We start from the raw sequence: 20,883 nt of genomic DNA on the forward strand, positions 1-20,883 counted from the left end.
TGGCCCCTGGGGCTGGCCAACATTAATTTCCCCCGGGGCCCCGGGATATGTTTGGGTCTAGGTTTTGGTAGGACGCGTTTCTATAGAGAGTGTACTCCGCAGGATAGACAGACGGGGGTATAAGGCGTATAAGGATCTAGCTGGCGCATCCGAGGACCTCGGCAGGATGGAGGTGAGGGTGTCAAGGGTTCAGGGAGACCCCTTCGCCCCTCCCAGCGTTATCGAGGTTCATGTGAAGAGGGTTAAACCCCCGGCGGGAGCCCACCCCGTGCCATATGCGGACTACGCCCATAGGCTGCTCAGCGGGATTCTACCGAGGTATTCCATGAGGGGTGTTGGCGAGGGTGGCAGCGGCAGGCTTTCAGTACCCACACCTTCACCCATAGTCATACCCAGGAGCGCTGTGGAGGCCAGGCCTAGGAACGGGGAGTTCTGGAGCCTCCTCTTCCGGGTTTGGGCTGGTCTACCCTCGAGGGGGAGGAGGGTTCTGGCGGGGGCTGCGAGGGAGCTCCTTCTTGACAGGCTGCCGAGGGCTGTGGAGAGGGTTCTCGAGGACCTCGCCGGTGGGGATGTGGAGAGGCATATATCCGTCTGGAAGGACCAGGAGTACATAAGGTCTAGACTCGACGATATGGGTCTCTACGCCTTTGTGGGAGACGGGTCGATTCTCCCCAGGAAGTGTGGAGGCTGCTGGGAGCCTCTGGAGGATGCTGTGCCCTTCGAGAGCCCGCCAAGCATGAGGGTTGAGATAGAGCTGCCTAGTGGTAGGGTTATCAGCGGTATGGGGCTGCCTAGGGGGGTTACCACTATAACCGGCCCCGCTTTCCACGGGAAGACTACTCTGGCGGAGGCTATAGCCCACGGCGTGTGGAACCACATACCCGGAGACGGTAGGGAGCTCGTCGTAAGCGACCACATGCTAGCCTATGTCGAGAGCGAGAACGGCAGGTGGGTTTCGTGCGTCGACGCGTCGCCCTTCATAGAAGCGCTCCCAGGCGGGGCCGATACACGCTGCTTCACCACGCCTGACGCCAGCGGTGCAACCAGCATAGCGGCGTCGATACAGGAGTATGTCGAAGCCGGCGCCTCGGGGGTGCTGTTCGACGAGGACCAGACCGCCACAAACATTATACATAGGGACGTCTGGGCGGAGGAGATCACCGGTAAGAGGACGGTAAACCCCCTGAGCGATATGGCGCCTAGCATGAAGAAGGCTGGCCTATCAATGATAGCCGTTGCGAGCGGGGCTATGCCCCTGCTAGAGAGTTCTGATAGGATAGTGGTTATGGATGAGTTTAGATCCCGCGACGCCACTGAGAAGAGGCTCGAGGCCTCCAGGGTTCTAAGGGAAATGGGGTATAGGAGGGTGGCGAAGGAGTATGGACGCCCGGCTGGCCGGGTGGTGGCTGAGGCTAGGGTGCTGGAGAAGCCCAGGGTTAAGGGCTTCGTGGCCGAGGCTAGAAACCTGAAGGATAGGATTGACCTGAGGCCGCTCAGGCAGGTTGAGGAGGAGCAGCAGCTATCAACAGCGTGGAGAGCGGCCAGCGTCATCGCATCCAGAAGAGGCGCCAGCATAGCGGGGCTGGCGCGGGAGATCTCCAGCAGGCTATGGAGGTGGGACTACAGCATGCTCACTTCCAAACCAGGCCCGGAGATATCCTATGTGAGGCCCCTTGAGATAGCGTTCATGGTCAACAGGATACCAGGCCTCAGAGCCTGCTACGGCCGCTACTGCGGCTAGCTAAGAGCCATTAAAACGCCTATTAGAGTTAAAGAGAGGCCTGCCAACGAGAATACCCCGTTAAGCACAGGATCATCCCACCTACCCAGCGGTACCGACACCCTTCTACCCAAAACCCACACGCCCGTAGGGTTGAGCGCGTCGAGGAATAGGTGGCTTGCCCCGGAGGCCAGAAACACTAGACAGCCGCCGAGCTCGCACTCAAGGGTCCCCCCGGCCATATAGCCAGCCACTAGCCCGGCGGCCGCCGAGACCGGGGCCAGGGTTTCCACGCTGTGGAGAAGCCTAGTCCTGAGGCTGAAGGCCTGGACAGTCTCGTGCGATAGCCGATCTATAGCAATGTGGATGGCGGCGGAGGCTAGAACTAGGGGCAGTAGGCAGGCTCCGCCGAAGCCTGCTTCATACGCCATAGATGCTGCTAGAGCAGCCGCCCCGAGGCCAAAAACTATGTGGGTCTCGGTCTTCAAACCGCTTGCCTCCCCTAGTATAGGAGCGCGAGAATGTCGCCTATTCCGAAGATCCTACCTAGAACATCCCCGAATATATACGCCGCGGCTGCGGTTCCGAAGAGCACGCCGAGGTTCTCCACGATCTCCCGCCTAAAGCTAGTCTCGTTTATGACGGCGCTGTAGAATACGAAGGCGGTTATTAGGACCACGGCCAGCATTACGCTCGCCACGAAGGCCAGTATGTTCGAGTGGGTGATGAAGTATGGCAAGGCAAGGGTTACTACCGCGAAGAAGTAGGCGATCCCTGTTGCTATAGCTGAGGGTAGGGGGGCGGTAGTGCTCGACTCGTGTTTAGCCTGGAGATACGCCGCCGCCGCCATAGATATGGCTGCGGAAAGCCCTACTATAAGGCCCGCCACACCCGCCACCAAGGTTGTGGAGGTCGCGCCGAGGAACCCGGCGTGGACACCGGTAATCTCGACTATAGCGTCGGCAAGTCCTAAAGCTATGAAGCCTAGATACCTTACTATGTTCTCGTTGATCCTAGATATAAGATAGTTCTCGTGGCTTATCTCCTCCTCTATAATCCCCTCCAGCTTCCTCCTAGCCTCGCCGTCGAGATTCTCGAGGAACTTCTTATAAGACTCTATAACCTCCTTCTCGTGCCTCTCCAGGAATTTAACAGTAAATGTAACCCCGAGCATCCGCCTTAGAAGCCCGAGTACCATAAGCCTGATTCTGGAGACACTAACTTTGCAGTCACCACCGACTAACTCCTTCCAGAACTCGTAGTGGCGATACTCCTGCTCGGCCATCTCCCTCAATACTCTCCGGTTCTCCTCGTCCCCCTCAATCCCGGATAGATAGCTGTAAACTATGTAGTCTACGTACTCGTCCTCACAGAACCTCCTTGCCTCCTGCACACGCTCCTCCGTCAGCAAATCAAACCCACCCTCGCCCTGACTCGGTACCCCCACCAGCGTCCTAGGCTCTAAACCCACATTCTTAGGCTGTGCAGCGAGGCCTAAAGGATATAAGCTAGTACCCGCTAACCAATAACAGCCCTACACACAAAATAGTTAGAATGGCTGCTGGGGCCCCCGCCCCGGGAGCCTCTATGAGCTGGCTAGACGACGCCGACTCCGTGCGTGGCTGGTGTGGGGTAGCGGCGTGTGCGAGGGGCTCCCGGGCTGGGGGCTAGAGCTTGTGTCGTGTGGGTGTTGGTGTATGGGCAAGTACGTGGAGAGGGCTGTTAGGGTCTTCCTAAACACGGGTACGAGGTTTCCTGGGAGAATTGTGTGGGCTATAGGTATGGTTAAGTACTCGGCGGCGAGGGCTAACATGGAGCTCGGGCTTCTCGACGAGAAAAGAGCTAAAGCTATTATGCAGGCGGCGCTTGAGGTCGCCGAGGGTAAGCACAGAGATAGAATCGTGGTAGACGTGTTCCAGACGGGCAGTGGAACAGGGTTGAACATGAATGTGAACGAGGTGATAGCCGAGAGGGCTTCTGAGATAGCTGGTGTCGAGGTCCACCCTAATGACCACGTGAACATGGGACAGTCAAGCAACGACGTTATACCCACCACAATACGGCTGGCCGCTGCCTCGGCGGTCATAAACGAGCTGGTGCCCGCTCTTGAAGCCTTTATATCAAGCCTTGGCATTGTTGAGGAGAGGTATGCTAACGTAGTGAAGCCCGGGCGCACCCACCTCCGCGACGCCCTCCCCGTCACCTTCGGCCAGGAAATGGGCGCCTTCAGAGACGCTTTCTCCAAAGACCTCTCCATGGTCAGGAGCGCTCTGGAGGCGGTTCTGGAGGTACCTCTCGGCGGCACCGCCGTCGGTACTGGTCTCAACGCCCACCCGGAATACCCGCGTAGAGCAGTTGCCATACTGGCCGAGAAGACGGGTATACCAGTCAAGCCTGCGGCCAGCCGGTTCAGGGCTATGAGGCTGGTCACAGACATAGCAATGCTCACAGCCGCGGTCAGGGCCGTAGCCATAGACCTCTGGAGGCTATCCCAGGACCTCAGGCTAATGTACAGCGGGCCGTTCACCGGTATCGCCGAGGTTGAGATACCGCAGGAGGTCCCAGGCAGCAGCATGATGCCTGGCAAGGTGAACCCTGTTACACTAGAGGCTGCGATGCAGGCCGCGAGCTATGCCATAGCCCTGGACAGCAGCCTGGTCCAGGCCTCCCTCCTCGGCGAGTTCGAGCTTAGCATGGGCCTCCCCCTGGCGGGCTATGCTGCGGTGAGGCAGGTAGAAATTGTAGCTGAGGCCCTTAGGAAGACCGCCAGTCTCGTCATAGAGAGGGTGGAGCCGAGGGTCGAGCGTATGAGGGAGCTTGCAGAGAGGAGCCAGGCACTGATAACACTGGTCGCGCCTATAATAGGCTACGAAAAGGCCGCAGAGGTTTCTAGGATGCTCTATGAGGGAAAGAGTATAAGGGAGGCTCTCAAAGCAGTAGGGCTTAGCGACGACGCTATAGAGAAGCTGCTCGACCTTGAAAAACTAGTTAAGCCTGGAATACCAAGTCTTGAGGTCGGGCGTAAAGGTTGAAAGTAGCTGTTATACGTGCAGAACATGGTAGGGTAGAGGAGAGCTTGATATTCGAGGCCAGGCTTGAGGAAGTCGTCAAGGACATGGCCAGACATGCTCTTGAGGAGTGGGATCCTAGCAGCAGCGATTTCCTGGTGATAAGCGATGACATAGAGATAACTGTTGTGAGTGACATCGAGGAGGATGTGCTGAGGGAGCTTGAGTCTCAGGGTAGAGTCGAAGTGGAAGGCGGGGAAACCAGGGTTCTAGTGCCCATATACTACATTAGTTTTGACAACGAGATGATTGACGACGAAAATTATATAGACAGGAAGATACTAGTCATAGCCCCCCTAGTCTACAAAGGTTTCAAAGAGGAGCTTGAGGCGCACGCAGCCAGCATGACAACCCCACCACAGCGCCCAGGCGGGATCAAGAAGGTTTGACGCATGGAATCACAGGTTAAACCACATCTTTAATTAGGTCTGCCACACCCTGATTCTAGAGGCTGTGACGACCTGAAAGGGGAGGAGGAGCCATGAGTAAGCCCATATACGTGAGGTTCGAGGTTCCAGAGGACCTAGCTGAGAAGGCCTATGAGGCCGTTAAACGTGCTAGGGAGACTGGGAGGATAAAGAAGGGTACTAACGAGACCACTAAGGCTGTTGAGAGGGGTCTCGCCAAGCTGGTTGTTATAGCGGAAGACGTGGATCCCCCGGAGATAGTCATGCACCTACCCCTTCTCTGTGACGAAAAGAAGATACCCTACGTCTATGTGCCCAGCAAGAAGAGGTTAGGCGAGGCTGCTGGTATAGAGGTTGCTGCTGCTAGTGTTGCCATAATCGAGCCTGGCGACGCCGACACCCTAGTAAGGGAGATTATAGAGAAAGTCAAGGAGCTTAGGGCTAAGGCTGGCGTATAGAGCTGGGATTCTATTCCCGATCTACAAAGGCCCCTTAGCCCGTCAACATAGTTTTTCCACCTTCCTAAAAAGTTAAGTAAACATATAAAAGCCCCACTCCATTACACGGTAGTCTTCAACTGATGTTCGCGGAATAAGGTGGCTCTAGCATATGAGCAGCGGTTCTCAATGCCGGCCTGCCGACTGGGCTCTGGAAGAGCTCCTTGGCCTCCCCCATTCTACAGGTCCTGAAGCCGTCATACAGTTTCCCTGGGGCTTTAGGGTCGTCGAATCCCGTGCTGATTGGGAGAGGAGGAGGGGGTGGGTGCTTTACCTCGTTAGGAAGAAGCTGCTCAGCACGCCAGCAGCTGCTGGTGCGCTCTCAAGGCTTCTAGGGTGTAGGATATACTCTTACGCGGGTTTGAAGGATGCATGCTCTATCTCGTGGCAACACGTATCCCTATACAGGTGTAGAAAAACGCCTCTTAGGGTTAAGGCTTACGGCGGTAGGATGGAGGCATGGCTTCTGGGGAGGGGGGGATACGTATACCCTGGGGGCCACAGGGGTAACATGTTCAGGATTAGGCTGGAGGCTCGCGGGGGTTGCAGGACTTCGAACCTAGAGTGGATTACCGGCCATTACGGTCCCCAGCGTTTTGGAGTGTCAAGGCCCAACACCCACTTGTATAGCATCTTATACGCTTCGGGGAGATGGGATCTCCTCGCCCGGGAGCTGGGGTACAGGTATCCTCTCGAGCGGAGAATTGCTCCTGGAGACTATGAGTCCAAGATACTTACCGAGATATCCAAGAGCCTGGCCCCTCCCCAGGGCCGCAGTTTCGGAGGAGTTGTGGTGGAAGCCTTCAGAAGTTACCTCTTCAACAGGGCGCTCACCCGCGCCGTCGAAGAGGGGAGGAGCCTCTGGTCGCTGGGAGAGTCTGCGGCTAGTGTCGTATGTGGAGGATACACGTACAGAGTACCAGTTGCCAGGCTCCCCTCTAGGACTCTCCTAGGCTCGCATACCGGCTGGTCAAGGCTCGTAGCCAGGGTTATGGAGGAGGAGGGTGTGGAGCCTGGAATACTGCCCTTGAGGGGTGGTTTGAGGCCCCTTATCTACCCTGTCTGCAGGTATAGCTGCAGGCGTCTAGGCGATTCTGAGGTGTCGATACGCCTCCACCTTCCGCCGGGCGCCTTCGCCACCACAGCCCTTCTAGCCCTCTACTCTATACTTTGGATAGACTCCTACTTGGAGTGCATGTAGGATTTTAAGCTAGATTTTTGCAAGAGGGCTCCTAGGCTTAACGCCGGCATCGACTAGCAGTCGAACGGCGGCATTGTGCCCAGGCACCCCCGACACCTGGCCTCCAGGGTGGCTGGAGGCGGATCCGTGGTATAGTCCTTCAACGGGTGTAGTATAGTCTGACCAGCCTTCGAAGGGCCTCCTATCAAGTATCCGGCCATCGTTTAGCGGCACGTGGTTGGGGTTGCCTGAGGAGTTTAGAAACTCCATGGCCAGAACATGCTTATCTATACTCTCAACCCTGTCTACACAACTCACTCCCGCCGCGTTAAGAATCTCGTACGGGTCAGCACCGCCGAATAGCCCGGTGAGAGCCACCACATGCCTCCTGGAGAGGCTATCCCGACCTTCTGGGTGGAGCGTGGGGTAGGCGGCCTCAAACCAGTAGCCCCTCCCCCATACTTCAACGAGAGACGGCCTGCCGCCAGCCCTGTAGAAAGGCTCGGGTTTGCAGCTAGTGAAAATGTTAAGCCTGTCAGCCACTAGAGAAGTTCTTGAAATCCTGTCTATCTCCCTCAGGACCTCGCTCCCCAGTACATCCTTGGAGTCACCCAGTGCTTCTGGCAGCGCTACTATGCTCCCCGAGTATATCACCCTATCCGCTTCAAAAACCCTCTTCCCGATCCTAACGCCCTTTACCCTCTCGCCCTTAACCATTATCCCGGCGGGCCCTAAACCCTTGAATATGTCTACGCCGCTTCGCCTAGCCTTCTCCTCGAGATCGAGGAGGAGAGGCGCCCATCCTCCGGGAATCTGCCTCCACACACCGCCGTTCCAGATATGCAGGAGAGATGCAGCCCCCGGTTCCGATTCGTAGCCGGGATACGTTACCAGCCCCCAGAGATCCCTAGGCAGCAGCTGTCCAAGGCCCTTCTCGAACCTCTTGCGGAACACACTCCCTAACTGCTCGCCGCCGCAGCGGCTGAGCACTTCAGAGGCCTCTTCAAGGCTTGGTGGTCTAACAGAAAATATTACCTCGCCGCTACACCGCCTCCACGAGTCGAGGAGGCTCACGAAGGCACGAGCCTCAGACTGAGGCAGCCCTCTCTCCACGAATTCCTGCATAAGCGCGTCAAAGCTGGTCCACCACCTGAATATGGTTTCCCCCGATGATGCATCCACCACAACCCAAGAGGGTTCGGCGAGCACGGTGTATGCACCGAGATTTACACCTAGAAATCTCGCGAGGCCCTCCGGGAACAGCCCCAATGCATATGCTACCCTCGGGTATCTGACGCCTAGCGAGAGGCCGTCGGAGGAGAGGCCTCCCAGCTGGTCCCGGGCCTCTACCAAAGCTACTCTGGCACCGTGGAGTGCCAGCGTTAGCGCAGCAACTAAACCGTTGTGGCCGCCTCCCACAACAACGGCATCGTAACGCGGCATACCACTACACCCATCTAAATGTTGAAACCTGCTGGGGGGAGATAGGAGATTCGGCTATGTAAGGTGGTTACGCTTATTAGAGTGATCTGTGGGAATTCGGCTCCTAAGGGAGGAGTATTGAATTTTTAAAGTAGGAGATTCATGGACATCGACATTAAGTTTCTCGTCACGGTGGAGCCTGGGTTAACGCAGTATATATACCTCCCCAGGTTCTCCCGTTAACGCCGGCGCGCTTACGCCTTCTCCGCGGAAAAAACCCTGTTTCTCCTGCTAGCCTACCGGTCTTGCCGCTGCTTTAGGCTGCCTCGCCCGTCTTCTCGAGGCATATTTCTATGCTGCTGACCCTCCTAGTCCTCGTCTGGCCCTCCGGCGTCTGTACCTCGATCTCCTGGCTGTCTATCTTTATGTCCTTTATCTCGATGTTCTTTGCAAACCTCTTCCTAACTATCTCAACTGCGTCGACAGCGTGGTTTATGTTCCTGCCCCTGGCTTTCACCACAACCTGGTTGGTGCCCTGCTCCATCAGAGTGGTTAGTATAGCTAGGACATAGTTCATTACAGGCTTCCTACCGATCCTGACCTCAGGTGCTCCCTCACATGCCATGCCTCTGCCACCTCGTCTGGTTCTATGCTATTCTGTCGTTACCCTAATAGTCTCAACACGTGTTTTTAAGCTTTACTACCTCCCGTAATCGAGTGTTACTATAATGGGATCAGCGTAATCGGTGGGATATGATGGCTGGTATAGCAGATCTCCCGCTGCACAGCGGCAAGGTACCTGTGTGGATGCTAAGGGTTATGGAGAAACTGGCCAGGGCTATAGCTAGAGCCGTTGTTGAGGTCCACGGGCCGGACGCGATTGTCAGGGGCCTCGCGAACCCCTACTGGTTCCAAGCGTTCAACAACGCTATAGGTATGGATTGGGACAGTAGCGGTAGCACCACTGTCCTCATATCAGTACTCAGGAAGGCTAGCTTGGACGAGGACCTGGGATTCGTAGTTGTGGGTGGTAAGGGCAGGAGGATGAGGAGTATAGGTGAGGAGGTGAAGGCTGTTGAGGATAGAGTTGGGGTAGATGCTTCGAAAGTCCAAATCTTCAGCCAAGCAGCCGGCAGAGTCTCCAATGTGCTCCTCCAGGACGGCTACTCCCCCTATATACATGCCCTTGCAGTCTCGGAATCCGGTTTAATGGTTGCTGTTCAACAGGGTATGAACGTCGAGGCCGGCCTCTCCAGAAGGTACCATATTGATAGAGAGTCGGTTGAAGAGCCTTTCGGCGGAGTCTCAGGCCTGCGAAGCAACTCGGGTGTCCTTAATGCTGTGGCGTCGGAAAGTAGGGATGCTAGAAAGCTGTATATCGATCTGGCACAAGAGGGTGCAAAGAGGATAGAGAGGATGGTTCTAGAAGCCTCTAGGATAGTGCGGGGAAACACGGTACTCACAGACTATATGGAAAGCCGCGGAGAGAAAGCCGCGGAGACGCCGAGAACCCCGCGGGTCGCTAGACCCTACTACAAACCGGTTCTGCTGGATCCGAGGACGAGGAGGTATCTTGAAATGCTCGCCGACAACCCCCCCGTGGATGAGCGGGAACTCCTAACGGCTCCTGGCTTGACACCCAAGGTTGTTAGGGCTCTCGCTCTAGTCGCTGACATAATCTACGGTGTTCCGACTAGCACTAGAGACCCCGTTTCAACCCCGCTCAACCCCTTCGTCTACGCCTATGCCGTGGGGGGTAAGGATGGAGTGCCTTACAAGTTCGACAGGCGGACTGCAGAGAGGGTTGTCATTACCCTGGAAGAGGCTGTTGAGCTCGCCCGGCTCGGGAGGGATGAAAAGCTTAAAGCTTTAAAAAGGCTCAGGAGCCTGTTGGAACCGCTAAGATCCTGAATGAACTCCGTTTGAACGCCCTTATCGCACACTATACTTGGCATCCTACCCCGGAACCTGCTACTCTACCTTGACCATCTTCCACTTGCCGTACCCCACTAGCACCCTGATGTAGCCCCGCAACATCCTGTCAACCTCTTCATCGCCAGTGTCTACCCTTAGCCTCTTCAATCCCCTCAGCTTCTCCGGGTCAGAAACTACTACTATCCCATCTCCCCCCACCCTCTTGACAACCCGCGGGCTTATCTGCTGGTTACCCCGGCCTAGTATGAAGCCCTGCCCTCCTATGGGGGAGAGGACGAGGACACTCCTAGGATACCTCTCGGTAAGCTCGAGTAGAGACTTTTCATCTAGATCCCTGCCCACTAGCCGGCGGTTGTGAAGTGCATCCACGCCTAGAAGCGTCTTCTTAACGCCAAGGTACTCCGCTATTCTAGCGACAGTCTGCCCAGGCCCTAGAATATACAGTGTACAGTCTCTGTATAGCTCGTCCGCGAAGAACCGGGCTATATCCTCTACGCCCTCCCCGCCGCCCATGGTTTTAGGGCTCTCAACAACGCCCTCAGCGGCTGGAACGAGGAGTTTTCCAAAAGTTCTCAGCACCAGCCTGTCACGCCTGAATTCCTCCTCGTCAACGTCCACTACCAGTCTTTCCTCAAGCCTTGCCCTCCCCTCCAGGAAGGCTATAACAACCCTAGCTGCAGCCTGTGGGTTGACTGCGAAGACGCTGCTATAAACCTTGACTCCTGAGGGTATGCCAAGCACTGGGAGCCTCATGTCGACCGCGTTCAAGATGTCTCTCGCTGTGCCGTCTCCTCCGACGAAGATTAGAAGATCAACCCTATCCTGCAGGGCCCTTGCACATCTAACCGTGTCGTGCGCCGTGGTAGGCCATATCCTGGGGTCTACGCAGGGAACAGCCTCTACCGCTATGTGCCGTAGCCGATGCATTTCTCCAACAATAGAAGCCCCCATCCTGCCCGGAGGCATTAGAAGCCTAACCTCGGAACCCAGATGGTCTAGCGCATCATCTAGAGCCTCCAGGAAGGCCCTGGTTCTCCTTGGCGCCACGAGCTCTGCACCCATCATAAGGGCTCTAACACCGTAAGCCCCATCACTACCTTTGAAACCGAGCCTCCCACCTATTCCGGCGAGAGGGTTTACTATCAATCCTAGCACTCTACCTGTCAAGTAAGCCCCACGCCCCTCGGCCCCATCCTCCTGTAGTCGCTATACGCCACATGCCTAGTCAATGCCACAAACACTGTAAGGAGAAATAAGAATAGTAAAGATGCAAGCAGCTCTCCCTGGAGGCCTAGGTATGGTCTATCACCGGCCACCGCGTAGCGCATGATTTCAGCCGGGTGGCTGTAGGGCGTTATGACCGCGACTATCCTAAGAGGCCAAATAAGAGTTTCAACGTCAACAGCTACGCCGCCTACGAAGAACATAGCCAGGTTCATAACGTCGAGACTTGGCGCGGGCACCTTCAGCTTTAGACCGATGAAGGCTAGCCCTAGCGCGTATAGCGTTGACATGAGCGCAAGCATCAGCAGTGAGAGTGCGAGAAGGGGAGGGTTACTCACAGTAAATATGTTAACCCCTGTGGAGTAGTATAGCATCGCTCCCACACCCAGAGAGGATATAAGGCTTATAGCTAGGCTGGGGATCGCCCTCGTCGCCAGGAATAGAGTGTGGCTCGCGCCCGAGGCTTCAACCTCGTCCATAAGACCTATTGCCACATAGAATTTAATCCAGTTGCCTATAGACCATACTGGCGTGCTCATCAAGCTCCACATAACCACGCTGAAGAAGAGGACTGGTACTACCTCACTATAGTCGCCGGGAGGCGTGAAGGCCAGGCCTGCAAATACGAATATGAGAAGCCATAAGGCGTCTATTATAGCCCAGTTCACCAGGTTGTATCTCATCCTCCATGCTCTCTTCGAGTGAGCCCAAACCATAATGGTAAACTGGGTGAAAGCCCTGGCCACGCCCCCCAGCATACTCAACCGGAGACACCCCTCCGCTGAGCGATCTTTTCTAGGTATTCCAGCGCTAACAGGCCGCCCACGTTATAAACCAGAGACATGAGTGCGAAGGCGTACAACACAATATATAGGAGTTTCACGCCGGGGGCGTCGAACCCTGATACCAGCTTTGCTGACTCCACCACATACGTTACCGGGATGGCCCTAGAGGCCCACTCGAGCAGCCTTGGCAGGAGTTCCACGGGGTAGAAAACACCAGCGAGTAGTAGGAGAAGCGGGTTCAGGAAGCCCAGAACATTACCCTCTTCCCTTGCTACTATAGACAAGAGGCTCGCTACAACCGCTATGCCCATCAACGGTATCATGCCAAGGAACACTATAGCTACTATAGCCATAAGCCTGAGGAAAGAGTCGAGGCCGCCTAGTAAGAGTATGAGAGGCGCTATAGAGACATAGTTTATGGCGATTGAGAATATGGTCAGAGTAGTGCCAGACGCCAAGAGGTAGATCGAGAACCTTGGAGAGGAGAGGATAACGTATGGAAGAGTGCCCAGCCAGCGGTGCCAGAGGAGAGAGTTTGAAGTGTAGTCGATAATCCCTACGGCCGTGAAAGCTACTGCACTAGCTACAGCAAGAAATATTAGGGGATCTTTCACGCCAGTCACAGCCTTGTAATATTCTATGCTTCCATAGCTCGTACCCAGTATGTAGATTGACACCATCATCAGATACGGCCATGAGAGCGTTATTATGGTGTACTGTTTGTTGCGCCTAAGCTCCATGAGCCTAAACTCCGCCTCGGCCCTCGCAAGCCTTAGGAAAATGCTGAACAGGCTGCTGGCCGAGCTGGGTCGAGCGGCCATGGCGGCTAAGCCCCCCCGTCACCTGGCTATTCTACCCCTCACCCGCCCCTGCTGCGCGTCGACGCTCCCGCTAACAGCGACGAAAACGTCCTCTAGAGAGGGCTCTAGAGCCTTTATCTCGAGTACCTTAAACTTGTACTGGTAGGCTAGCCGCGTTACATAGTCTATTATAGGCTCCGCGGGCTCCTCCCGACTAACAGAGATCCTGAAGGTAAGCACACCCTCAGAAAAGGTCACACCCCCAACTAGCCTATTGGCGTACTCGCTTCTAACCTTCGAGAAGAACTTTTTTGCTGCTTGACCGTCTCCTCTCACCTTAAACTCTAGGTTTACCGAGTTGAAAACCCTCTTTTTGAGCTCATCTGGGGTGCCCTCCATAGCTATTCTCCCACCTACTATGATTGCGGCCCTGTCGCTGACCAGCTCGGCCTCAACCATGTTGTGGGTAGTTATAAATATGGTCCGGCCTTCAGAGGCCAGTCTTTTTATAACTCCTCTGATAGTCCTAGCGCTAGCCGGGTCAAGACCCAGGGTCGGCTCGTCGAGGATAAGCACCTCAGGGTCTTTTAGAAGGACCCTGGCAAGCCCGAGTCTCGCCTTCATACCCAGGCTCATCTCCTCGAACGGCTTATCAGCACCACCCAGGTCCTTGAGACCAACTATATCCAATACCTCCTCTATCCTGCTCTTAAGCTCCCGCGAGGGTATTCCGTAGAGCCTGCCGAAATAGTACAGGTTCTCCCGGCCAGTAAGCTTCCAGTAGAACCCTCGCTCTACGGACAGCATTACACCTATTCTCCTCCTAACCTCCCACCTCTCCTTTACAACGTCGAAACCCGCTACCCTAGCCTCACCACCGTCAGGGTCGAGAAGGGTTGCTAGTATCCTGACGGTAGTAGTCTTCCCCGCTCCATTAGGGCCTAGAAAAGAGTAGATTTCACCCTTGTATACCCTGAACGATACGCCCCTAAGCGCCTCCACAACTCTTCTCCTGATACGGCCGCTCACAAACCGTTTTACCAGGTTGCTAGCTTCTATCATGGCCTCAGCCACAGCCCTTACTCCCCCGTACCCAGGTTAAGTGTAGCTATACACTAAACAGTCGCAGAGGCCTCTTTAAATGCATCCAGGGTTATTAAATTGTTTTTAACAGTAATTACGTTGTTAGATCGATACTGCGATGCTAAGGCAGCAAATACTTTATAAACGGTCCTCAAACGCTTCATACGCAGTCTCCCAAACTATTATTATTATGCCGCGGAAATTTAGGGGCGCTTCCCGATCTCTCGCTACCTGCTAAAAACAGTCTCTGGAGATATAGTGTTATAGCTGGTCAACGCTTATAGATAGTGGAAAACTCTTATAGCCTTTGGTGTGCTGACGCTGTGGAAAAGCCTAGGGTTTTCGTTACGAGAGAAGTTTTCCAAGAGGCTCTAGAACTCCTCTCCAAGTATTATGAAGTTGAAGTTTGGGATAAATATCAGCCGCCGCCGTACGATACCCTTCTCTCTAAAGCAAGGGAGGCGGACGCTCTCTATACACTGCTGACAGACAGGATAGACTGCAACCTACTTAAACAATCACCCAGACTCAGAATTGTCGCCCAGATGGCTGTGGGTTTTGACAATATTGATGTAAAATGTGCAACTAGCCTAGGAATATATGTGACAAACACCCCAGGCGTTCTAACAGAGGCCACAGCCGAGTTCACCTGGGCTCTAATACTGGCTGCCGCTAGGCGTGTAGTGGAGGCTGACCACTTTGTAAGGTGGGGGGAGTGGTGGAGGCTGAAAACCGGCTGGCACCCTATGATGATGCTAGGGTTGGAGCTTAGGGGTAAGACCCTAGGCGTTCTAGGTATGGGCAGGATAGGCTCTAGAGTCGCGGAGATAGGAAAAGCTTTTGGAATGAAAATAATCTACCACAGCAGGTCTAGGAAGCCGGATATTGAGGAGAAGATCGGAGCCGAATACAGGAGCCTCGAGAACCTTCTGCGGGAATCTGACATACTGAGCATCCACCTACCTCTGACGGAGGAGACTAGACATCTAATAGGCGAGAAAGAGCTAAAACAGATGAAAAGGACGGCAATACTGGTAAACACAGGAAGAGGAGCTATAGTGGATACCGAGGCCCTTGTGAAAGCCCTTAGGGAGGGTTGGATAGCAGCGGCCGCGCTGGACGTGTTCGAGGAGGAGCCTTTGAATCCTAACCACCCGCTCACGGCATTTAAAAACGTAGTGCTAGCGCCTCATGCAGCCAGCGCTACTAGAGAGACGAGGCTCAGGATGGCTATGATGGCCGCGGAGAACCTGGCAGCTTTCGCCCAGGGTAAGGTCCCGCCTAACCTTGTTAACAAAGAGGTAGTTAACATAAGGCGGCCGGGGTTCTAGGATTTTCGAAAACTATACCATACCAAAACCACTGTTAATAAGCCCCCCGGGTGATAATGCTGTAGATTGAGTTGAACAGCTATGACTAGTCCTAGGAAGGGTGTCGCCCCGGAGGATATAACTCGCTTGACATTCGTGTCGAACCCTAGTGTTAGTCCTGAGGGTGATAAGGTAGCCTATCTCGCTGTAAAGGCTGATACTAAGGAGAACAAATACAGGTCGGGCATATGGATAGCGGAGGAGAACTCTTACCGCCCTCTTACGGGGGGACCATCTGACAGGTGTCCGGCCTGGAACCCGGAGGGGAGTGTTATAGCGTTCTCCCGTACATTAGACACCAAGCAGGGTAAGAGACATTATATAGCCGTAACAAGCCCGACAGGCGGAGAGCCACAGGTTATTCACGAGTCTATACTTCCAGCGTTAAACATCAAGTGGTCAAGCCAGGGTGGCATGATAGGGTACTTGTCTAGAAGGCCTGTTGGGAGGGATTGGAAGCCCTATAGCGAGCGAGATGTGTTAGAGATAGACCGCATACCGGTGTGGTTCGATAGTGAGGGGTGGGTTTTCGATAGGTACTGGGGGTTGACTGTTATCTCGTACCCTGGAGGAGAGGTGCTGTTAGAGAAGGGTGGTCCCGACTATAATATAGTTGATTTCGACTTTGGCCCCGACGATGACACCATAGTCTATGCCGTCTCCACCGACATGAAGAGACCGTTCATACACAAGCTAGTCCTGTGGGATATAGCTGGCGATAGTGAGAGGACGCTGCTAGAGGGTCTAACTATTGCTGCCGTCGCTTTCGACCCCAGGGGTCGATATATAGCGGTAAAAGCGAACGACAGGAGAAGAGGCCTCTTCTCCCACTACAAGATATTCGTCTACGATCTCAACTCTGAGGAGCTTTTATGCATGACATGCGATCTCGACCTAAACACTCTAAACACCGTGAACAGCGACTCAAGAGGGCCTAGTTGCCTGAAGGGCATGTACTGGGATGACAATGGCCACATCTACTTCAGTGTTCATAATGCTGGTCGCATGGTAGTTATGAAGAGCAGGCCCTTGGGGGAGCCTGAGACTGTGGTGGATCCGGCTTCCGCGACGGTGGATGATTTCAGCATATCCAAGACTGGGGATACCATAGCCTATGTGAAAATGGGACCCACTAACCCCCCAGACATCTACGTCTATCGTGACGAGACAGAGTACAGGCTTACAGAACACAACTCGTGGTTCACAAAGTCCAGGAGACTTTCAGAGCCTGTGAGGCTTCAGGTGCAGAGCCCACATGGAGGCAACATAGACGCCTGGGTCCTGTTGCCCCCTGATGCTGAAGATTGTAGCGGGTGTCTACCCTGGATACTCTACATACACGGGGGGCCGAAGACTAGCTACGGCTACGCCTTCATCCACGAGTTCCAGATGCTCGCTTCCCAAGGCTTTGCAGTAATCTACTCGAACCCGAGGGGGAGCGATGGATACAGCGAGGATTTTGCAGACCTAAGGGGTAGATATGGCGTTGACGATTACTTGGAGCTCATGAAAGTTGTAGATGAGGCGTTGTCGGACTTCCCCCAGCTAGACGCCCAGAGAGGTGGAGTCACGGGAGGCAGCTACGGGGGCTACATGACAAACGTTATAGTAACTAAGACTAGAAGGTTTAAAGCGGCGGTCACTCAGAGGAGCTGCAGTAACTGGATAACCTTCTTCGGGGAAAGCGATATAGGCTGGTACTTCGCTCCAGAGCTTATATCAGCACAAGAACCCTGGAGCGACCTACAGAAATATGTGGATTTCAGCCCCCTTTTCTCTGTAGAGAAGATCGAGACGCCGCTACTTATTATACACTCCACCGAAGACTATAGATGCCCTCTTAGCGGTGCTCTACAACTCTTCACAGCTCTAAAGCTGAAAGGCGCGAAAACAAAGCTACTGGTGTTCCCAGGGGAAAACCATAACCTCTCGCGCAGTGGAACGCCCAGGAGACGGGTGGCGAGGCTCAAAGCAATAGTTTCTTGGTTCAAGGAACACCTGGCAGGGCAGCAAGAGAGCTAACCTACCTCCCTACCAACAGTTTTAATATCTAATATAGGTTTCGACGATAAATCGTACTGTGGGGTGTACAGCATCGTGTCGATAGAGCCGCAGAAGCCAAACACGATTCTCGTGGGCAAGAAGCCCACTATAAACTATGTCATGGCTGCCCTGAAGCTTTTAAACGAGGAAGGCGCTCCAGAAGTTGTAATAAAAGCTAGGGGCAGAAACATTTGTAACGCAGTCGACACTGTAGAGATGCTCAAAAACCTATTCATAAAAAACCTGGTGATAAAGAGCGTAAACATATACAGCGAAAACCTGGATACCGAGGGAAAGAAAAAAGTTTCTGCCATAGAGATCGTAGTCGCTAAAGGCTGAATAGGTAAGCCCCCAAATAACAGCTCCTAGAGTTCTCTGCTTGTCCACCCAGACACACGACCGCGATTCCCCGAGTATAGCGGGGGGATGGGGTGACAGCTATTGGTGGCGCCGGATAGTTGGGTTGTAGTGGGGGGATGGGGGGCTGCGTCTACAGAGTTCTCTGAAGGACTGGCCAGAAGGATGATGCTCCACCTCGTTAAACCCGTGTTTAAACTGTTCCCGGATGACGAGGAGTATGTTAGGATTGAAGAGGATATAGACAATATAAAGGGGGCAATTGTAGTACAGTCTTTTGAGAAGCCCGCATCAAGGAGCCTCGTCTACTCGATACTCATTGCTGATGCCTTGAGGGAGGCTGGCGTTAGCAATATTGTACTAATGGCGCCTTACATGGCCTACACTAGGCAGGACAGGGTGTTTCTACCTGGCGAGCCAATAAGTGTTAGAGCTGTCATGAGAGCCCTATCGTCGTCAGGCTATAAAGCCCTGGCTTCTATCGAAGTACATAAGGACTATGTTCTGCGCCATTTCAACGGGCCAACCCTTAACATGTTTCCCTTCACCTACATGATGAGGGAGGCTGGAGTTTCATGTGGAGAAGACACTATTATAGTAGCCCCAGATATAGGCTCCCTTCCCCGGGTTGAGAGGTTAGCCCGTGAGACGGGGTGCACCAGCTACGGATACCTGGTTAAGGAAAGAGATAGGGTTACTGGAGAGGTGAGGCTAGTAAAGTCTACGGTAGACCCTCGAGGCAAGGATGCTATAGTTGTAGATGATATAATAAGTACTGGGGGGACCATAGCTCTGGCTTCTCAGTGGCTTCTCGAGAAGGGCGCCAAAAGTGTTGTAGTACTTGCAGCGCACTACCTAGGTGTTGGTGATGCGGAGGAGAAGATGGTAAGGGCGGGGGTCTCCAGAGTTATCACCGGTAACACACTGCCCCGCAAGCCTTCGAAAATAGTCGCCTATGTCGACTTGACGGGCCTCGCGGCTAGCCAGCTGGTGAGGCTGGTGTATAGCCTTTGATGGAGAGATTCTACGCTATACTTAGCGGCGACTCCCCCACGCTATCCCGCGAGGAGCTGAAGGCCATTCTCGACGTCGAGTCCAGGCTCTACAGGGTTGAAGGGTTTTTTGAAGGCCTCGCTATTTTCCAGGCTGATATAGACGATCCAACCCTAATAACCCGAAGGGCCGCTTACGTGAAGGAAATAGGCTACCCCCTTGGCTTCTACTCAACCTCTGAGTCCTGCATAGATAGAGTGGTAAACGATGCCCAGTACGTTATTGAGTCGTCGATACTCGGAGGTGACAGAGAGTTCTGGATAGACGTTGAGACACGGGGTCCATACACTCACCCCCTGGACCCGGAAAAACTGCGCCTCAAGATAGCGTCAGAGGCGGGCAGAAGGGGGTTCAAACTCTCTAAAAGAAAGGCTACACTAAACCTACGCATTTTCGCCACGGAAGGTGCTCTCATGCTCGGAGTAGCCTTATCAAGGCTAGAGGGTAAAGGGTTCATGGAGAGGAGCCCTGGAAGGCGCCCATTCTTCAAGCCCGGCCCGCTATCGCCGAGGCTGTCCAGAGCCTTCGTCAACCTTTCACGCCTCCGAGTAGGAGGCTACTTTGCCGACCCTTTCTGCGGAACAGGGGGCTTCGCCATAGAGGCATGCATTGTGGGTGCTTCTAGGATAGCCTGTGGCGACCTGGATTGGGCTATGGTGAGAGGCGGCCCTGCTAATCTATCTAAATACTGCCCGCCCGGTGTATGGTTCTACTCAGCCTGGAACGCTGCAAGGCTCCCCCTCTCAGGCGATAGCGTTGACTCTATAGCGACAGACCCTCCTTATGGGAGGTCTACCACTACTGGTAGAATGGGATACCAGGCTCTCACTAGAGAATTCGTCAAAAACGCCGTTGAAGTTCTGAGGAAGGGTGGATGGATCGTCTATGCAGGTCCAAGCAGGAGATCGCCTGAATCGCTTGCCGTGGATGCCGGGTTGAGTGTAGTCAGGGTTATAGAGATGTTTGTACACGGGAGCCTGACGAGAAGCATAGTGGTGGCTAGGCTTGGGTAGAATAGATATTGCTATACTCGGCAGCGGCAGTGCGGTCCCGACGCTGCAGCGATGGCATCCCTCAATACTTGTCAGAGACTGGATGGGAAACACGGTACTGCTGGATTCTGGCGAGGCAGCTCAGATAAGGCTCAGGAGGCTGGGAGTCAGCCTCCCAAGCATAGATGTGGTGGCCATAACCCACCCCCATGGAGACCATATAAACGGTTTAGCCGGGCTCCTCATGACAATGTCGCTCCAGTCGAGAAGAAGACCTTTAACCATAGTGTCAACGCCGGAGTCGCTGGAGTTCGTTAAAGAGACCTTGGAGGCTACCAGGGAGAACCTCGGTTTCGAGATTGTACTCGTCGATGCTGGGAAGAATAGCTCGCTAGAGATAGGCAGGTCCTCAGGCGACCGCCTAAGCATAGAATGGACTCCGGCCTGCCACAATATAGAATCCCTCGCCTTCAAACTGGTATGGAAGCTTAGACCGCGTATAGACCCTGGGATCATCGAGAAAAGAGGCCTAAGGGCTGGCCCCTGGGTAAGAGAGCTGATAGAGAAGGGGCGAGTCGAAGTAGGGGGTGAGACCCTCACCCTCAGAGACCTTGCAGTATTAGGTGAGAGAAGCTATTCTATAGCGTACACAGGAGACACATCCCCATGCAGCAGGATAGAAGAGTTCCTCAAAGGCTCTGACGTAGTGATACACGACTCCACCCTAGACTCAAGCCTAGCGCAAGAGGCGGCTGAGAGAGGGCACTCCACGTCGCTAGACGCTGCTAAAACAGCACTACGCTCAGGAGCTAAAATGCTAATCCTCTTCCACATAAGCAGCAGGTATAGCGGATACGAGGCAAGGTCTCTTCTAAGCGAAGCGAAAAGAGTATTTCCCAACACTGTTCTTGCTTGGGATGGAATGAAAGTCTCGATAACAGTCTAGG

At 54.2% G+C, this 20,883-nt stretch carries 20 protein-coding genes; 12 read left to right on the forward strand and 8 right to left on the reverse strand.

The window, feature by feature from the left end; genetic code table 11:
• The first annotated feature begins 64 nt into the window (after nucleotides 1-64).
• Nucleotides 65-1,741, forward strand: coding sequence for an ABC-ATPase domain-containing protein (locus ACAM_RS05730; RefSeq protein WP_022541874.1), 1,677 nt, complete (start codon nucleotides 65-67; stop codon nucleotides 1,739-1,741).
• Here ACAM_RS05730 and ACAM_RS05735 read toward each other — a convergent pair.
• Together ACAM_RS05735 and ACAM_RS05740 are read right to left on the reverse strand one after the other, a co-directional pair.
• Nucleotides 1,738-2,208 carry a hypothetical protein gene (locus ACAM_RS05735; protein ID WP_022541875.1) on the reverse strand — a complete coding sequence of 157 codons (471 nt, stop codon included), beginning with the start codon at nucleotides 2,206-2,208 and terminating at the stop codon, nucleotides 1,738-1,740. The genes ACAM_RS05730 and ACAM_RS05735 overlap by 4 nt on opposite strands.
• Nucleotides 2,209-2,222: 14 nt before the next feature.
• Nucleotides 2,223-3,131: a VIT1/CCC1 transporter family protein gene (locus ACAM_RS05740; RefSeq protein ID WP_022541876.1), complete on the reverse strand. Its 909-nt coding sequence runs from the start codon at nucleotides 3,129-3,131 to the stop codon at nucleotides 2,223-2,225.
• A 286-nt stretch (nucleotides 3,132-3,417) separates the two neighbouring features.
• On the opposite strand from ACAM_RS05740, the gene ACAM_RS05745 reads away from it, so the two are divergent.
• The 4 genes from ACAM_RS05745 to truD all read left to right on the forward strand — a co-directional run bounded on the left by ACAM_RS05745 (nucleotide 3,418) and on the right by truD (nucleotide 6,893).
• Entirely contained in the window at nucleotides 3,418-4,752 is a 1,335-nt protein-coding gene (locus tag ACAM_RS05745; protein ID WP_022541877.1) for a class II fumarate hydratase, read from the forward strand.
• Nucleotides 4,749-5,177, forward strand: a complete 429-nt coding sequence (locus ACAM_RS05750) for a DUF2286 domain-containing protein (protein ID WP_022541878.1) — start codon at nucleotides 4,749-4,751, stop codon at nucleotides 5,175-5,177. The genes ACAM_RS05745 and ACAM_RS05750 overlap by 4 nt, the downstream gene beginning before the upstream one ends.
• Nucleotides 5,178-5,269: 92 nt before the next feature.
• Nucleotides 5,270-5,653: a 50S ribosomal protein L7Ae gene (rpl7ae, locus tag ACAM_RS05755; RefSeq protein ID WP_022541879.1), complete on the forward strand. Its 384-nt coding sequence runs from the start codon at nucleotides 5,270-5,272 to the stop codon at nucleotides 5,651-5,653.
• A 151-nt stretch (nucleotides 5,654-5,804) separates the two neighbouring features.
• Nucleotides 5,805-6,893 carry a tRNA pseudouridine(13) synthase TruD gene (gene truD, locus ACAM_RS05760; RefSeq protein WP_062662288.1) on the forward strand — a complete coding sequence of 363 codons (1,089 nt, stop codon included), beginning with the start codon at nucleotides 5,805-5,807 and terminating at the stop codon, nucleotides 6,891-6,893.
• A gap of 9 nt (nucleotides 6,894-6,902) precedes the next feature.
• Here the strand turns inward: truD and ACAM_RS05765 are convergent, their stop codons facing one another.
• On the reverse strand, nucleotides 6,903-8,315 hold the full coding sequence (locus ACAM_RS05765) for a phytoene desaturase family protein (protein ID WP_022541881.1): 1,413 nt from the start codon (nucleotides 8,313-8,315) through the stop codon (nucleotides 6,903-6,905).
• A gap of 295 nt (nucleotides 8,316-8,610) precedes the next feature.
• Nucleotides 8,611-8,919 carry a DNA-binding protein Alba gene (gene albA, locus ACAM_RS05770; RefSeq protein WP_022541882.1) on the reverse strand — a complete coding sequence of 103 codons (309 nt, stop codon included), beginning with the start codon at nucleotides 8,917-8,919 and terminating at the stop codon, nucleotides 8,611-8,613.
• Between the two features lie 131 nt (nucleotides 8,920-9,050).
• On the opposite strand from albA, the gene ACAM_RS05775 reads away from it, so the two are divergent.
• Nucleotides 9,051-10,205 carry a DUF763 domain-containing protein gene (locus ACAM_RS05775; protein WP_062662293.1) on the forward strand — a complete coding sequence of 385 codons (1,155 nt, stop codon included), beginning with the start codon at nucleotides 9,051-9,053 and terminating at the stop codon, nucleotides 10,203-10,205.
• A gap of 60 nt (nucleotides 10,206-10,265) precedes the next feature.
• Here ACAM_RS05775 and ACAM_RS05780 read toward each other — a convergent pair whose 3' ends face one another.
• From ACAM_RS05780 to ACAM_RS05795, 4 genes are read right to left on the reverse strand one after another with little or no spacing between them, the layout of a single operon-like run.
• Complete coding sequence (locus ACAM_RS05780) at nucleotides 10,266-11,396, reverse strand: ATP-NAD kinase family protein (RefSeq protein WP_022541884.1); 1,131 nt, start codon at nucleotides 11,394-11,396, stop codon at nucleotides 10,266-10,268.
• Entirely contained in the window at nucleotides 11,393-12,211 is an 819-nt protein-coding gene (locus tag ACAM_RS05785) for an ABC transporter permease (RefSeq protein WP_232502336.1), read from the reverse strand. The genes ACAM_RS05780 and ACAM_RS05785 overlap by 4 nt, the downstream gene beginning before the upstream one ends.
• Nucleotides 12,212-12,213: 2 nt before the next feature.
• The gene (locus tag ACAM_RS05790) at nucleotides 12,214-13,059 is read right to left on the reverse strand and encodes an ABC transporter permease (protein WP_022541886.1); all 846 of its coding nucleotides are present in this window, start codon (nucleotides 13,057-13,059) and stop codon (nucleotides 12,214-12,216) included.
• A gap of 18 nt (nucleotides 13,060-13,077) precedes the next feature.
• Entirely contained in the window at nucleotides 13,078-14,112 is a 1,035-nt protein-coding gene (locus ACAM_RS05795) for an ABC transporter ATP-binding protein (protein WP_022541887.1), read from the reverse strand.
• Between the two features lie 332 nt (nucleotides 14,113-14,444).
• On the opposite strand from ACAM_RS05795, the gene gyaR reads away from it, so the two are divergent.
• From gyaR to ACAM_RS05825, 6 genes are all read left to right on the forward strand, one after another.
• A complete protein-coding gene (gyaR, locus tag ACAM_RS05800; RefSeq protein WP_022541888.1) occupies nucleotides 14,445-15,452 on the forward strand; it encodes a glyoxylate reductase in 1,008 nt (335 codons plus the stop codon).
• A gap of 81 nt (nucleotides 15,453-15,533) precedes the next feature.
• Nucleotides 15,534-17,513 (forward strand): alpha/beta hydrolase family protein, encoded by a 1,980-nt coding sequence (locus ACAM_RS05805; RefSeq protein WP_062662297.1) that lies wholly within the window; start codon nucleotides 15,534-15,536, stop codon nucleotides 17,511-17,513.
• 75 nt (nucleotides 17,514-17,588) lie between these two features.
• The gene (locus ACAM_RS05810; protein WP_022541890.1) at nucleotides 17,589-17,873 is read left to right on the forward strand and encodes a DNA-binding protein Alba; all 285 of its coding nucleotides are present in this window, start codon (nucleotides 17,589-17,591) and stop codon (nucleotides 17,871-17,873) included.
• Between the two features lie 105 nt (nucleotides 17,874-17,978).
• Complete coding sequence (gene prs / locus ACAM_RS05815; protein WP_148706446.1) at nucleotides 17,979-18,905, forward strand: ribose-phosphate diphosphokinase; 927 nt, start codon at nucleotides 17,979-17,981, stop codon at nucleotides 18,903-18,905.
• Nucleotides 18,905-19,957 (forward strand): TIGR01177 family methyltransferase, encoded by a 1,053-nt coding sequence (locus ACAM_RS05820; protein ID WP_022541892.1) that lies wholly within the window; start codon nucleotides 18,905-18,907, stop codon nucleotides 19,955-19,957. Before prs ends, ACAM_RS05820 begins: the two co-directional genes overlap by 1 nt.
• Nucleotides 19,950-20,882: a ribonuclease Z gene (locus ACAM_RS05825; RefSeq protein WP_022541893.1), complete on the forward strand. Its 933-nt coding sequence runs from the start codon at nucleotides 19,950-19,952 to the stop codon at nucleotides 20,880-20,882. Before ACAM_RS05820 ends, ACAM_RS05825 begins: the two co-directional genes overlap by 8 nt.
• Nucleotide 20,883: the final 1 nt, after the last annotated feature.

Source organism: Aeropyrum camini SY1 = JCM 12091 (assembly GCF_000591035.1).
In the GTDB taxonomy this organism is placed as follows: Archaea; Thermoproteota; Thermoprotei_A; order Sulfolobales; family Acidilobaceae; genus Aeropyrum; species Aeropyrum camini.